The sequence below is a fragment of the Pseudomonas mucidolens genome (assembly GCF_900106045.1).
Lineage (GTDB): Bacteria > Pseudomonadota > Gammaproteobacteria > Pseudomonadales > Pseudomonadaceae > Aquipseudomonas > Aquipseudomonas mucidolens.
This window is the reverse complement of record NZ_LT629802.1, coordinates 2,988,044-3,002,378: the sequence shown is the minus strand read 5'-3', so window position 1 is coordinate 3,002,378 and position 14,335 is coordinate 2,988,044. Positions and strand designations below refer to the sequence as shown.

The 14,335-nt window shown below is 56.6% G+C and carries 13 protein-coding genes; 11 read left to right on the top strand and 2 right to left on the bottom strand.

Translation table 11 applies throughout. The features are described 5' to 3' along the window. Nucleotides 1-143 precede the first annotated feature (143 nt). The 6 genes from BLU75_RS13835 (at nt 144) to BLU75_RS13810 (ending at nt 7,219) form a co-directional block, all read left to right on the top strand. Nucleotides 144-1,514 carry a heparinase II/III family protein gene (locus tag BLU75_RS13835; protein WP_331717133.1) on the top strand — a complete coding sequence of 457 codons (1,371 nt, stop codon included), beginning with the start codon at nt 144-146 and terminating at the stop codon, nt 1,512-1,514. Further along, nucleotides 1,511-2,701 carry a glycosyltransferase family 4 protein gene (locus BLU75_RS13830; protein WP_331717140.1) on the top strand — a complete coding sequence of 397 codons (1,191 nt, stop codon included), beginning with the start codon at nt 1,511-1,513 and terminating at the stop codon, nt 2,699-2,701. Before BLU75_RS13835 ends, BLU75_RS13830 begins: the two co-directional genes overlap by 4 nt. Next, nucleotides 2,698-3,654, top strand: a complete 957-nt coding sequence (locus BLU75_RS13825; protein ID WP_084378149.1) for a UDP-glucose 4-epimerase family protein — start codon at nt 2,698-2,700, stop codon at nt 3,652-3,654. The genes BLU75_RS13830 and BLU75_RS13825 overlap by 4 nt, the downstream gene beginning before the upstream one ends. After that, nucleotides 3,651-4,691 carry an MraY family glycosyltransferase gene (locus BLU75_RS13820; RefSeq protein WP_084378150.1) on the top strand — a complete coding sequence of 347 codons (1,041 nt, stop codon included), beginning with the start codon at nt 3,651-3,653 and terminating at the stop codon, nt 4,689-4,691. The genes BLU75_RS13825 and BLU75_RS13820 overlap by 4 nt, the downstream gene beginning before the upstream one ends. An 88-nt stretch (nt 4,692-4,779) precedes the next feature. After that, entirely contained in the window at nt 4,780-6,774 is a 1,995-nt protein-coding gene (locus tag BLU75_RS13815; protein ID WP_084378269.1) for a polysaccharide biosynthesis protein, read from the top strand. A gap of 109 nt (nt 6,775-6,883) precedes the next feature. After that, entirely contained in the window at nt 6,884-7,219 is a 336-nt protein-coding gene (locus BLU75_RS13810; protein ID WP_084378151.1) for a ComEA family DNA-binding protein, read from the top strand. 65 nt (nt 7,220-7,284) lie between these two features. Here BLU75_RS13810 and BLU75_RS13805 read toward each other — a convergent pair whose 3' ends face one another. Next, nucleotides 7,285-7,881, bottom strand: coding sequence for a TetR/AcrR family transcriptional regulator (locus tag BLU75_RS13805; RefSeq protein WP_084378152.1), 597 nt, complete (start codon nt 7,879-7,881; stop codon nt 7,285-7,287). A gap of 356 nt (nt 7,882-8,237) precedes the next feature. Between BLU75_RS13805 and BLU75_RS13800 the strand changes: the two genes are divergently transcribed. Beyond that, complete coding sequence (locus tag BLU75_RS13800) at nt 8,238-9,086, top strand: urea carboxylase-associated family protein (protein WP_084378153.1); 849 nt, start codon at nt 8,238-8,240, stop codon at nt 9,084-9,086. An 8-nt stretch (nt 9,087-9,094) separates the two neighbouring features. Here BLU75_RS13800 and BLU75_RS13795 read toward each other — a convergent pair whose 3' ends face one another. Next, complete coding sequence (locus BLU75_RS13795; protein ID WP_084378154.1) at nt 9,095-9,262, bottom strand: DUF2897 family protein; 168 nt, start codon at nt 9,260-9,262, stop codon at nt 9,095-9,097. A gap of 593 nt (nt 9,263-9,855) precedes the next feature. Here BLU75_RS13795 and kdpF point away from each other — a divergent pair. The 4 genes from kdpF to kdpC are packed head-to-tail and all read left to right on the top strand — an operon-like array spanning nt 9,856 to nt 14,326. Continuing rightward, nucleotides 9,856-9,945, top strand: coding sequence for a K(+)-transporting ATPase subunit F (gene kdpF / locus BLU75_RS13790; protein WP_017128001.1), 90 nt, complete (start codon nt 9,856-9,858; stop codon nt 9,943-9,945). Nucleotides 9,946-9,953: 8 nt separating this feature from the next. Next, on the top strand, nt 9,954-11,648 hold the full coding sequence (gene kdpA / locus BLU75_RS13785; protein ID WP_084378155.1) for a potassium-transporting ATPase subunit KdpA: 1,695 nt from the start codon (nt 9,954-9,956) through the stop codon (nt 11,646-11,648). Between the two features lie 8 nt (nt 11,649-11,656). Then, on the top strand, nt 11,657-13,720 hold the full coding sequence (kdpB, locus tag BLU75_RS13780) for a potassium-transporting ATPase subunit KdpB (protein WP_084378156.1): 2,064 nt from the start codon (nt 11,657-11,659) through the stop codon (nt 13,718-13,720). A gap of 60 nt (nt 13,721-13,780) precedes the next feature. Continuing rightward, the gene (gene kdpC, locus BLU75_RS13775) at nt 13,781-14,326 is read left to right on the top strand and encodes a potassium-transporting ATPase subunit KdpC (RefSeq protein WP_084378270.1); all 546 of its coding nucleotides are present in this window, start codon (nt 13,781-13,783) and stop codon (nt 14,324-14,326) included. Nucleotides 14,327-14,335 lie beyond the last annotated feature (9 nt).

The window sequence follows — 14,335 nt, the reverse complement described above, 5'->3', positions numbered from 1 at the left end:
GGGTCGAGCGTTGGGATGCTCCGGCGTGGAGTAGACTATCGACTGACGACGGCGTTGGATTCACCTTCCTTGGAGTCCGGGGGGGGGTGCGCGACGCAGCCGATTGGCACTCGGGGCAGCACAGTAAGCTTTGGCTTTACAACTTGCATTATCTCGACGACCTGAACGCCATTGATATTGATAAAACTCCGGGTCTGGCCGATACCTTGATCCAGAACTGGAGTCATGCCAATCCCCCAGTTGTCGGTAATGGTTGGGAGCCTTATCCGCTTTCGTTGCGTATCGTCAACTTGGTGAAATGGCATTCTCGCAGCGACTCTCGGGCCGACGTTATGTTAGGCAGTCTGGCCAGCCAAACGGATGCTCTTGCGCAGCAGGTGGAATACCACATATTGGGTAACCATCTGTTTGCCAATGGCAAGGCTCTGGTATTCGCCGGCACCTATCTGTCGGGTGTCCAGGCAGACGCTTGGCTCGCCAAGGGGTTACAGATACTTGATGAGGAAGTCAGAGAGCAGTTTTTACAAGATGGTGGCCATTTTGAGCTGTCGCCTATGTATCACGCGACGCTTTTATGGGATATGTGCGATTTGGTTAATTTGGCTCGGCGTGCACAATTACCAGCCCTGATGAAGCGTTTGCCGGTCTGGGAACCTGTTGTCGCGCGAGGCATGGCATGGTTGCGCAGTATGTTGCATCTGGATGGAAAAATTAGCTTTTTTAATGATGCTGCGTTCGGCATTGCCCCTGATTTTGAACATATCCAAGGCTATGCAGCGCTGCTAGGTATACCAGACGCCGCTGGCGATGTACTACCTTCCGCCTTTCTTAATACTGCGACCGGCTACGCTGTCGTTACGCCCTCTGCGGGTGTCAAGGCGATACTCGATCTGGCTCAGGTCGGCCCTGACTATCAGCCAGGCCATGCACACGCCGATACGTTGAGCTTTGAACTAAGTGTTTTCGGGCAGCGATTAGTGGTCAACTCCGGCACGTCGCAATATGGAGAAGGACCTGAACGCCAGCGTCAACGTAGCACTGGTGCCCATAGTACAGTTGAAGTCGCCGGGCAGAACTCCTCTGAGGTCTGGGCAGGGTTTCGCGTCGCTAGGCGTGCAAGGCCGAGTATCGAGCGATTTGATCTGGCGGAAAAATTCATCTGCATTCAGGCAAGTCACGATGGTTATCGACGACTGCAGGGTTCCCCCCGTCACCAACGTACCTGGACTTTTGCTGACGATGGACTAGAGGTGGTTGATCAGTTGACCTGCAATCAGTCTGTGGCAGTTTCGCGTATTTATATCCACCCAGATGTCACCTTCCTTCCGGAGGCCAACGGTTTTGTTGCCGACATGGGTGAAGGAAAAAAAGTCGTCGTATCGATGCAAGGGGCCGACCAGGTAAGGATTGTTGGATCAACCTGGCATCCCGAATTTGGTTGTTCAGTAACTAATCAGTGCATTGAAGCCGTTTTCAGTAGTTGCTCACTGACCACGCACATCCGTTGGAGTTGATTTTGAGAGTATTGCTGCTGAGTTTTTACTACCAACCCGACCTGTCGGCAGGCTCGTTCCGTACCACTGCGCTGGTAAAAGCACTGCTTAACGTCCTTCCAGAAAATGCCAGTGTTGAGGTTATTACCACCCAACCCAACCGCTACAGCAGCTTCTCACTTGAGGCGCCGCTGCTCGAAGAACACCCACGGTTGACGATTCGGCGTATACAACTGCGTGACCATAACAGTGGCATGGTTGATCAATCGCGGGCATTTTTCGGCTACCTCAAGGAGGTTCTGAAACTCACTCGCAGCCAGCGATATGACGTGGTATATGCAACATCGTCGCGTCTGATGACTGCGTCACTGGGTGCCTTGGTCGCAAAACGCGCGAGATGCCCCTTGTATCTAGATATACGGGATATTTTCGTCGATACCATCAAGGATGTATTGCCCAGTAAAGTGACTTGGTTGATTAAGCCAGCGTTCTCCATAATTGAGCGTATGACCATTGGTGCGGCTACCCGCATTAACGTCGTTTCAGCAGGGTTTTTGCCATACTTCCAGAGCCGGTATCCGCGAGGTGAGTTTGTAGTCTTCACTAACGGTATTGACGAGGAGTTTCTTGACGCTCAACCGCAGGAGGAGCAACTGAGCGAATCAGGGGAATTGACTGTGTTGTATGCGGGAAACATGGGCGAAGGGCAGGGGCTTCATACGATAGTCCCGCAGCTCGCTCAACGTTTCGAGGGGCGCTTGAAGTTTCTTTGTATCGGTGACGGTGGGCGTCGATCCCAATTGAAAAGCGCGATTGAGGCCAGCGGCTGTCGTAATGTCACGTTAGCCCCGCCTGTTCGCCGTGATGAGCTTATCGCGGCTTATCAAGCGGCGGATGTGCTATTTCTTCATCTGAACGACTACGATGCTTTTCGCAAGGTATTGCCTTCCAAGCTTTTTGAGTACGCTGCGTTGGGTAAGCCGATCTGGGCGGGTGTGGCGGGTTACTCGGCTGAGTTTATTCGCCAGCATGTTTCCAATGCTGCAGTTTTCAGCCCTTGTAACGTCGAGGAAGCTGTTGAAGGTTTCGCATCCCTGAGCATGGCGACTCGCCCTCGGAACGACTTTGTCGAGCAGTTTGCCCGGACCCACATCATGCAGGGCTTGGCGCAAAATATTGTGTTGTTGGCAGGAAGTCAGTCTAAATGAATGTGTTTCTTACCGGGATAACAGGGTTTGTTGGTTGCGCCGCAGCAGAGCGGTTTTTGTCGGCAGGTCATCAAGTGCGTGCGGCGTTGCGCCATGCAAATTTGCCGTTGGTTCAAGGCGCCGAATCAGTGATTTTCGACGAGCTAGCAACTCACGATTGGGCGCCATCGCTCCTCGGGCAGTCCGTGGTTGTGCATTGCGCCGCTCGAGTTCATGTAATGAACGAACAGTCGATTGACCCATTGAATGAATTTCGCAAAGTTAATGTCGAGGGCACCCTCAACCTTGCCAGACATGCGGCGGAGACGGGGGTTAAGCGGTTTGTTTTTATCAGCTCGATCAAAGTCAACGGCGAAGGTACCCAGCCAGGTCAGCCCTACGCCGCCGATGATGTTCCGGCCCCGCTTGATCCTTATGGTATTTCCAAATGGGAAGCGGAGCAGGGATTGCGAGATATCGCTGCTCGGACAGGGATGGAAGTAGTGATTATTCGACCGGTTTTGGTCTATGGTCCGGGAGTGAAGGCTAATTTCCTGAGCATGATGCGATGGCTAGACAAGGGCGTTCCACTTCCTTTTGGTTCGATACACAATCAGCGCAGCATTGTTGCGCTGGATAATCTTGTAGACCTTTTGTTTACAACCATCGATCACCCAGCCGCAGCCAATCAAACCTTCTTGGTCAGTGACGGTGAGGATGTTTCGACTTCTGAACTATTGCGTCGTATGGCGAAAGCATTGGGACGCCCCGCCCGTTTGTTACCGGTGCCGAGTAGGGTATTGAGTAGCGCAGCAACGCTTTTGGGAAAGGGATCACTTGCCCAGAGACTCTGCGGCTCTCTACAGGTAGATATCAATAAAACCCGGTCTTTACTTCAGTGGGCACCTCCGGTTTCAATGGATAATGCTCTGAAAGTCGTCGCAGAAGTTTATATGGAAAGCAAAAAACAATGATTTTTTTGTGGCTGATTCCTATTGTTGTCCTTTTATCATTTGCATTAACTGCTGGTTTGCGGCGTTACGCGCTTCTTCGTAGCATTATTGATATTCCCAATGCTCGAAGCTCCCATTCATTACCGACTCCACGCGGAGGAGGGGTAGCGATTGTATTGTCTTTTTTACTGACATTACCGCTTTTGGGATGGGGCCAGCTCGTTCCGTTGGACGTTCTAATAGCAGTGGGTGGCGCTGGCGGTTTGATCGCCCTTATTGGCTTTATGGACGATCACGGACATATCGCGGCACGCTGGCGTTTACTGGGCCATTTTACCGCAGGCGGCTGGGCGTTATTTTGGTTGGAAGGATTCCCTGCGATTCAGTTTTTTGGCGTGACATATAATCTCGCTTGGGCCGGAGGCATTCTCGCCGCGTTCTACTTGGTATGGATGCTGAATCTCTATAACTTTATGGACGGTATCGACGGACTTGCCAGTGTGGAAGCTATATCTTCTTGCTTGGGAGTCTGTCTAATTTACTGGTTAAGTGGTTTTACCGGGTTGATCTGGATGCCCCTCTTGTTGTCTATGGCCGTAGGCGGTTTTTTGTGCTGGAATTTTCCGCCCGCTAAAATTTTCATGGGCGACGCAGGTAGCGGTTTTTTAGGTGTCACGCTGGGCGTTATCTCCATTCAGGCCGCATGGGCCTCCTCTCAGCTGTTCTGGGCTTGGTTGATCTTGCTGGGGGTCTTCATTGTCGACGCCACGGCCACGCTGATTCGTCGGTTGGTGCGAGGCGAAAAAGTATATGAAGCACATCGCAGCCACGCTTATCAGTTCGCTTCTCGACGTTTTGGCAAACATTTGCCTGTGACCTTGGCGGTGGTAGCCATCAACCTTTTCTGGCTATTGCCTGTCGCGCTATGCGTAGTATTGTTGGAACTGGATGGGAGTTTTGGACTGATTCTTGCCTATCTACCGCTAATTTTTCTCGCGTTTAAGTTCAATGCAGGCGGGCTGGAACGTGTTGATGAAACGGCTCAGAATCCAAGCTGACGTTTTTTGTAAACCATGACGCGACGAGAGACGTAGAATGGACGCTGATAATCAATTAGAGGAGAGGCATTCGGTGGCCGAAGGCGTTATGGACAAGTTACGGACGTTCTTGGTGGGCTTGCCCCGCCGCAAGAAAAGACTGCTCCAGGTAGTGACGGACATTTTTGTCGTGTGGGCCGCCCTGTGGCTGGCCTTTGTCGTGCGTCTGGGCATTGACGACATGATCAACCCATTTCGCGGCCATCTCTGGCTGTTCGTGGCTGCGCCGATTGTCGCCATTCCGTTGTTCATCCGCTTTGGCATGTACCGCGCGGTCATGCGCTATTTCGGCAACGACGCGTTGATTGCAATTATCAAGGCGGTCAGTCTTTCGTCGTTGATTCTGGGTATCGTCGTCTATTGGTACAGTAACCATCAAAGCGTTGTTCCGCGCTCGATCATTTTCAACTATTGGTGGTTGAGCCTGATTATGGTGGGCGGTTTACGTTTGGCGATGCGCCAGTATTTTCTTGGGGATTGGTTCAATGCTACGCAGCATGTTCCGTTCGCCAATCACGATGATGGCCTGCCGCGTGTAGCGATTTATGGCGCTGGCGCAGCGGGTAACCAGTTGGTGGCGGCGTTGCGCATGGGGCGTCTGATGCGTCCCGTGGCGTTTATCGACGATGACCCGAGTATCTCCGACCGTGTAATTGCCGGTTTGCATGTGTACAAGCCCAAGCATATTCAACGAATGATTGATCTCACGGGGGCGCAGGAAATCCTGTTGGCGATTCCCTCGTCCAATCGGGCCCGGCGTCGTGAGATTCTGGGTTTCCTGGAAGGTTTTCCACTGCACGTCCGCAGCGTTCCCGGCTTCATGGATCTTGCCAGTGGGCGGGTCAAGGTGGACGACATTCAGGAGGTCGATATCGCTGACCTGTTGGGGCGGGATGCGGTGCCTGCGCAAGGGGACTTGCTGGAACATTGCATCAAGCAACAGAGTGTCCTGGTTACTGGGGCAGGTGGTTCTATCGGTTCTGAGCTGTGCCGGCAGATTCTGGCACTGCGTCCAACGACCTTACTGCTGTTCGATCACAGCGAATTCAACCTCTATAGCATTCTCTCCGAGCTTGAACAGCGCATTTCCCGCGAGTCGCTATCGGTAAAACTGGTGCCGATTTTGGGTTCTGTGCGCAATGAGACCAAGTTGCAGGATGTGATGAAGGCTTGGCGCGTAGACACGGTCTACCACGCTGCCGCTTACAAGCATGTTCCAATGGTCGAGCACAACATTGCCGAGGGCGTGTTGAACAACGTGATCGGTACGTTATGCACCGCTCAAGCGGCTTTGCGCTCGGGCGTGGCCAATTTTGTATTGATCTCCACGGATAAGGCTGTACGTCCGACTAATGTGATGGGCAGCACCAAGCGTCTTGCCGAATTGACGTTGCAGGCTTTGAGCCATGAACTCGCGCCGGTGCTGTTCGGTGACAGTTCGAATGTGTCGAGGGTTAACAAAACCCGGTTCACCATGGTGCGTTTCGGCAATGTACTGGGCTCGTCTGGCTCGGTGATTCCGCTTTTCCACAAGCAAATCAAGTCCGGTGGGCCCCTGACGGTCACGCATCCGAAGATCACGCGTTATTTCATGACGATTCCCGAGGCGGCGCAGTTAGTGATTCAGGCGGGCTCGATGGGGCAGGGCGGAGACGTGTTCGTGCTGGACATGGGCGAGCCGGTGAGGATTGTCGAGCTGGCGGAGAAGATGGTCCACCTGTCGGGCTTCAGTGTTCGCTCCGAGAAAAACCCCCACGGCGATATATCTATCGAATTCACCGGCTTGCGTCCTGGCGAAAAGCTTTACGAAGAGTTGCTGATCGGCGACAACGTGGTCGCTACCCAGCACCCGATGATCATGAGTGCCAACGAAGATCATCTGGCGTGGGATATGCTCAAGGACAAACTGACCGAACTGCTCGCAGCCGTCGAGCAGGACGACTACAACCGCGTCCGCCAACTGCTGCGCGACACTGTCAGTGGTTATGCGCCGGACGGAGAAATCGTCGACTGGATCTACCAGCAACGCCGGCTGGAGCCCTGAGTTCACACCCTGTAACTCACCCATTTTTGACTAACTCCGCGCATCACCTAAGTTTGAAAAGCAGCTTCGGAAAAGCTGCTTTTCTTACTGATGTCATGGAGCGTCTCTAATGCGTAAATCCTGCTTTTCCTCGCTGGTCCTTGCCGTACTCACCAGCGTGTCCCTCGCCGTCACAGCCGCCCCTTCCGCAAAACCCGAGGCGCCATCGTCGATGGCCGCCCAGATGATCAAGGCCGAGCAATCCACTGCGAAGGTGAACCTCAACGCGGCAGACGTTGAAACCCTGCGTCGTGATCTGCTCGGCATTGGTGCTGCGAAAGCGAAGGCAATCATCGCTTATCGCGAGTCCAATGGTTCGTTCACGGTGGTGGATGAGCTGCTGGAGGTGAAGGGGATCGGTAAATCGCTTCTGGAAAAGAATCGCGATCGTCTGGACGTCAAATAAGCGTAAGGCCGGTTATTCCTCGCAATGCGGCTCAGTAAACGGTGAAGAGCCTCTACCAAGGCGCTTCATTCGCTTAACTGATCGGCATTAGGGTTTACCCGGCCTTTTTCGCCCACTGTTTTCAACTGCTCACTCACCACTTCTAGAATCCGCGTCGCCAACTCGGGGTTCTCGACGCTCCTCGCGAGCACCAATGCCCCCACCAGGGTCGACATCATGATCAGGCTTTGCTCGCCGGCATTTGGACTATGCAACGTCGCTTCTATTTGCTGGAGCCTGGTGCCTAGCACGGTGTCGGTGGTCGGGCTTGGTCGCCCTCGCTGCGCAATTTCCCAGGACATGGTCGGCAATGGGCAACCCTGGTCCGGTGAGGTTCGGTGCCATTCGGACAGGTAGCTGTCGATGAACGCGTGCAGTGGCTGTTCCTGGCTGAACAGCATTGCGCAGTGCGTGTCGAGTTCGGCGGCAGCGGCTTGCAGGGCCTTTTCCACCAGTTCGTCCTTGGATTTGAAGTGTGCGTAGAACCCGCCATGGGTCAGGTCCAGGGCTTTCATCAGCGGTTGCAGGCCGGTGGCGCCGATGCCGTCGCGACGAAATCGAACGGAGGCTTCTTTAATGATGCGCTGGTGGGTTTGAGCTTTGTGATCCTGCGAATAACGCATAGAGGCACCCTCCGAAACATCACGCCATATTAACCATGGTTTGGTACGGGTTCCTGCCTCTTTACAAAAAGCGGGCTACGCCTAATGCCGATGTAGGAGCGAGCTTGCTCGCGAAAGTCGTCAACGGTAACGCGTGCTGTCTGAGTAAACGCGGTGCCTTTGCATTTTTCGCGAGCAAGCTCGCTCCTACAAGAGCATTAGGGTCTACGCCGGCTTCTTTGCTGGTTGGCATGAATAGTGATTAGGCCTACCGAAATGAATGTTGAGTCCTCGTGACGTGTCGATGAGTAGCACTTCGTCCTTCGCCGGCCCTCGGCTCATACGCTGTTCGCCCACCGTTAATGGAGCATTGCACCATGTACAAAGACTATCCCGCGGCTTATCAGGTCAGCAAAGGCTCGGCGTTGCAGGTTGACAAGGCGTTCTACGAGCGGATTCGCGGTGAGGTTGATCAGCGCACACTGATTGAGCAGTTTGAAGTACCGATCAGGACGGGGCGTGCCTGGAAGGTGCCGGCCGGTCATGTGTTCCGGGTAACCACACCGGTTGGCCCGCAGGTGGGTGACTTCAATGTGTGGAACGCCAATGATCCCCGTGAGCGTCTGTGGGCGGCGCGTACTCGGCAACTGCAGGGCGCGCATGTCACGACCCATGATCGGTTGTGGTCAAACCTGCCGTTTTTGCGACCGCTGTTGACGATTACCGATGACAGCCTGGCTGCCTATGGCATCGATGAGCACGGTGGGCGTTTGCATGATCTATTGGGGACTCGTTGCGATCCTTATGTGAACAAGATGCTTACCGGTGAGGATTTCCACCATCATTGCCATTCGAATCTGACCCGTGCGGTGCTGCCACACGGGTTGACGGAGTTTGATGTGCACGATGTGCTGAACATCTTCCAGTGCACCGGCTTGAATCACGATGACATGTATTTCATGAAGGCCTGTCCGGCGCAGCAAGGTGATTACCTGGAATTTTTCGCCGAGATTGATGTGCTGTGCGCGTTGTCGACTTGTCCGGGGGGCGATTTGTCGCTGGCGATGTGGGGGCCTGACGCGCAGGATCCTCTCAGCGTCTGCCGGCCGTTGGGGGTGGAAATTTATCGGTTGGAGGACACCTTGCTGGAGGGCTGGAGTCCGCCAGAGCGTGCTGCCTACAACGGGCAGCACGGGCTGCATATCGCGAAAGCGGATTGGGAATAGACATCCCATCAGCGATCTTGTGCATCCTTGGCGTCTGCTTGCGCGTTGCGTTCAGCGACGCGCTTGCGTTGTTCATCGGTCAGTTCCACTTTGTTGGCGCTGTCGCGCAGCATCATCAAACCACCGACGATCGAGCCGATGGCGACAGCCATGATCAACCAGGCATACCAGGGCATAGGGTTCTCCTTGAGGCCGACTGCTGGGGGGAGGATTTCCCGCAGCACTATCAGCTTTGAGTGACGAGTTTCCTCAGTCGTTCCATTGTAGGCCGGTTACGCCCCACAGGCTCAGAGCCCGCTCGAGATTGCATCGGCGGGCGCGTGCGCAGCCGGGTGGGAGTCAATGAAAGCTGCTCGATACGACCGGGTTACGGTGCGCCGGGTTTGGGGCAATGCCGTTCAGTTAAAGCTGAAAATTTCCTGTGGCTAGGTAATGCCGTTCAGTTAAGGCTATTTGTAGGAGCGAGCTTGCTCGCGAAGAACTTATAGGCGCCGCGTTTATTCAGGAAACACGCGTTATCGTTGACGTTTTTCGCGAGCAAGCTCGCTCCTACCATGGATGCTATTCGCTTAACTGAACGGCATTACCTGTGGCAAGCCCCCGCGCCACAAAAGCGGTATCAGGCGCTCCGCTCCTACAAAAAATCGGTAAAGGCCCGTTCTTTACGGCGTTTTTACGCCCCTGCCATGCCCTCGCTCTCGTTCCTTTACACCACTCCTGTGGACAATCCTCCTACACGCGGCAGTCGCCGTACGACGGAGAAACTTCCATGAGCATTCTGGACGGAGTGTCACTGCTATTGGCCGTGGCGCTGTTCATTTATCTGCTGGTCGCGCTGCTACGCGCAGATCGGAACTAGGAGCGGCTATGCACAGTTATGACTATTGGCTGATCCTCGCCTTCTTTGTCGCAGTGCTGGTTCCGGCGCCTTTTCTGGGACGCTTCTACTACAAGGTGATGGAAGGTCAGCGCACCTGGCTGACGCCTGTGCTCGGGCCGGTTGAGCGCGTGTGTCTGCGCCTGTCGGGGGTTGATGCGCAACAAGAGCAAAGCTGGCAGAAGTATGCCCTGGCCTTGCTCGCGTTCAACCTTTCAGGCTTTGTGCTGCTGTTCGCGATCCTACTGCTGCAGGGCTATTTGCCCCTCAATCCGCAGCAACTGCAGGGCATGGAGTGGACGCAGGCGTTCAACACTGCCGTCAGTTTCATCACCAATACCAACTGGCAGTCCTACAGCGGCGAGGCGTCCCTGAGCTACTTCAGCCAGATGGTCGGCCTTGGCGTGCAGAACTTTGTCAGTGCGGCGACCGGCTTGGCCGTCCTTGTAGCGTTATGCCGTGGGATTGCTCGCAAATCGGCAAACACCCTGGGCAACTTTTGGGTCGACATGACCCGCGCCACGCTTTATGGACTGTTGCCACTGTGTCTGGTGCTGGCGTTGTTTCTGGTCTGGCAGGGCGTTCCTCAAACCTTCGCCCACTACGTTGATGCGCTGACGATGCAGGGCGTGGACCAGTTGATTCCTTTGGGGCCAGCGGCCAGCCAGATTGCCATCAAGCAACTGGGCACCAACGGCGGGGGCTTCTTTGGCGTCAACTCGGCGCATCCGTTCGAGGACCCGACGGCCTGGTCCAACCTGTTTGAGGTGTCGGCGATCATCCTGATCCCGGTCGCCCTGGTGTTCACGTTTGGCCATTACGTCAAAGACCTGCGTCAGAGCCGGGCGATTCTTGGCTGCATGTTCGCGCTGTTCCTGATCGGCGGCGCGGTGTCGCAGTGGTCCGAATACCAGCCCAACCCGACCTTGAATAACCCCGCCGTCGAACAGACCGCCCCGCTCGAAGGCAAGGAGTCACGCTTCGGCACCACCGGCACCGTGCTGTGGTCGGTGACCACTACGGCGGCGTCCAACGGTTCGGTCAACGGTATGCAGGACAGCCTCAGTCCCCTCAGTGGGATGGTGGCGTTGGTCAACATGATGGTCGGCGAAGTGATCTTCGGCGGCGTTGGTGCCGGGATGTACGGCATGTTGCTCAATGTGCTGATCGCGGTGTTTCTTGCCGGCCTGATGATCGGTCGCACACCGGAATATCTCGGCAAGAAGCTCCAGGCCAGGGAAGTGCAATTGCTGGTGGTGACACTGCTGGTCATGCCGGTGGCCGTGCTGGTGCTCAGCGCTATCGCCGCCAGCTTGCCTGGCCCGGCTGCGGCAATCAGTAATCCAGGCCCTCACGGTTTCAGCCAGTTGCTCTACGCCTACACCTCGGCGGGCGCCAACAACGGTTCGGCATTCGGTGGCTTTGGTGCCAACACGCCTTTTCACAACTTGATGCAAGGCCTGGGCATGTTGATCGGTCGTTTTGGCTACATCTTCCCAGTACTGGCCCTGGCCGGCAGCCTGGCGCTGAAGAAGAGCGCACCGGTCAGCCAGAACAGCTTTCCGACCCATGGCCCGCTGTTCGTGACCCTGTTGACCATGACCATTTTGCTGGTGGGCGGCCTGACTTTCCTGCCGACGCTGGCGCTGGGACCGATTGCTGAACACCTGAGCATGGGCTTCTGAAAAGGGATATGAACATGAATATGCCTGCAAAAAATGCCGCACCGGGCAAAACCCGCGAGCCTGCCAAAACCGCGATCTCAGCCCTGTGGCGTGCGGCGCTGGTCCAGGCGTTCGTCAAGCTGGACCCGCGCCAGTTGAAACGCTCCCCCGTGATGCTGGTGGTGGAGTTGACCGCGATCCTCACCACGCTCCTGTGCCTGATACCCGACACCGCTGTGCCCACCTTTATCGCCGTGCAAATCGCTGTGTGGCTGTGGTTCACGGTGCTGTTCGCCAACTTCGCCGAAGCCCTGGCCGAGGGCCGTGGCAAAGCCCGCGCCGACAGCCTCAAGGCGGGCAGCGAGGGCCTCAGTGCGCGCCGCCGGGAGGCGGACGGCAGCTTCACGGTGGTGCCGGCCTCGAGCTTGCACAAAGACGATGTGGTGCGGGTCGAGGCCGGGGAAATGATCCCCGGTGATGGCGAAGTCATTGAAGGCATCGCCGCCGTCAACGAAGCGGCGATCACTGGGGAATCCGCACCGGTGATTCGTGAATCGGGCGGCGACCGCTCGGCTGTCACTGGCAATACTCGGTTGGTGTCCGACTGGCTGCTGATCCGCATCACCGCCAACCCCGGCGAATCGACCCTGGACCGCATGATCGCGCTGGTAGAAGGCGCCAAGCGTCAGAAGACGCCCAATGAAGTGGCGCTGGATATCCTGCTGATCGGCCTGACCTTGATCTTCCTGCTGGTGGTCGTGACCTTGCAGCCGTTCGCTTACTTCGCCAATGGCAGCCTGCCGCTGGTGTTTCTGGTGGCGTTGCTGGTGACGCTGATTCCTACCACTATCGGCGGCCTGTTGTCGGCCATCGGTATCGCCGGCATGGATCGCCTGGTGCGCCTCAATGTGATCGCCAAGTCCGGCCGTGCGGTGGAAGCCGCGGGCGATGTGCATGTGTTGCTGCTGGACAAGACCGGCACCATCACTTTCGGTAACCGCCGTTGCGCGGCGGTGCATGCGGCGCCGGGTGTCAGCATCAACGAGCTGGTCGAAGGGGCGCTGCTGGCGTCTTTGGCGGATGACACCGCCGAAGGCAAATCCATTGTCGAGTACCTGCGCGCAATGCACCCGCAAACCGAACCGTCCGCCGGGGAACTGACGGGGGTGCCGTTCAGTGCTGAGACACGCTTGTCCGGCGTCGATTACCAGGGACGCGTCTTCCGTAAAGGCGCCGTCGACTCGTTGCTGAGCTTTATTGGCTTGCAGCGTCAGGAGGTGTTGCCCGCGCTGTCCAGGGAAATCGACAAAATCGCCCAGAGCGGCGGCACGCCCTTGCTGGTATGTGCCGACGGCAAGCTGCTTGGCGCGATTCACCTCAAGGACGTGGTCAAGCCCGGCATTCGCGAGCGTTTCGCCGAGCTGCGCAAACTGGGGATCCGCACGGTGATGGTGACCGGCGACAACCCGTTGACCGCCGCCGCCATCGCTGCCGAAGCCGGGGTTGATGATGTGCTGGCCGAAGCCACGCCCGAGAAGAAGCTGGCGCGCATTCGCCTTGAACAAAACGACGGGCGTCTGGTGGCCATGTGCGGCGACGGCGCCAACGATGCGCCGGCGCTGGCCCAGGCGGATGTCGGCATGGCCATGAATGATGGCACGCAAGCGGCCCGCGAGGCGGCGAACATGGTCGACCTCGACAGCGACCCCACCAAGCTGCTGGACGTGGTGCAGGTCGGCAAGGAATTGCTGGTGACCCGCGGTGCGCTGACCACGTTCTCCATCGCGAATGACGTGGCCAAGTACTTCGCCATCCTGCCGGCGCTGTTCGCCTCGATCTACCCACAATTGGGTGTGCTCAACGTGATGCACTTGAGCAGTCCGCAGAGCGCAATTCTCTCGGCCATTGTGTTCAACGCCCTGATCATCGTGGTGCTGATCCCGTTGGCACTGCGCGGTGTACGGGTGCAGGCGGCGAGCGCTGCGGCGTTGCTGCGGCGCAACCTGTTGATCTATGGCGTGGGCGGGCTTGTGGTGCCGTTCGTGGGGATCAAGCTGATCGACATGCTGTTGACGGCATTGCACCTGGTTTGAAGCGGTACCGCAGTTGTTGGCTGCGGTACTCAATGACGTGTTTCCCATGAGGATTTGATGATGACCAAGCTGATCCGCCCGGCCTTGAGCCTGCTGGTGTTGATGACCCTGATCACTGGCGTGGCGTACCCTTTGGTGGTCACCGGGATCGCCCAGATGGCCTTTCCTGATCAGGCCAATGGCAGTCTTGTACGCGATGCCGGCGGCAAGGTGCGTGGGTCCAGCCTGATTGCCCAGGACTTTACCGGTGATGGTTGGTTCCACCCACGGCCGTCTGCGGGGGCTTTTGCGACGGTCTCCAGCACCGCCAGCAACCTGGGCCCAAGCAACCCGGCGCTGGCGACGCGGATCTTCGACGACGCCGGTAAGCTCCAGGTTCCAGATCAGGGCCCGGTACCGCTGGCATTGTTGACGACTTCCGGCAGCGGTCTCGATCCGCACTTGCCACCGCAGGCGATTGCCTATCAACTGGCGCGGGTGGCGGCGGCACGGAATGTACCGGTAGCGACCTTGCAGCGGTTGTTGGATGAGCATATCGACAGCCCGTTGGTGGGGCCCGCTGTAGTCAATGTATTGGCACTGAACATGGCCCTGGAAAAACTCTGAACCCGTTTG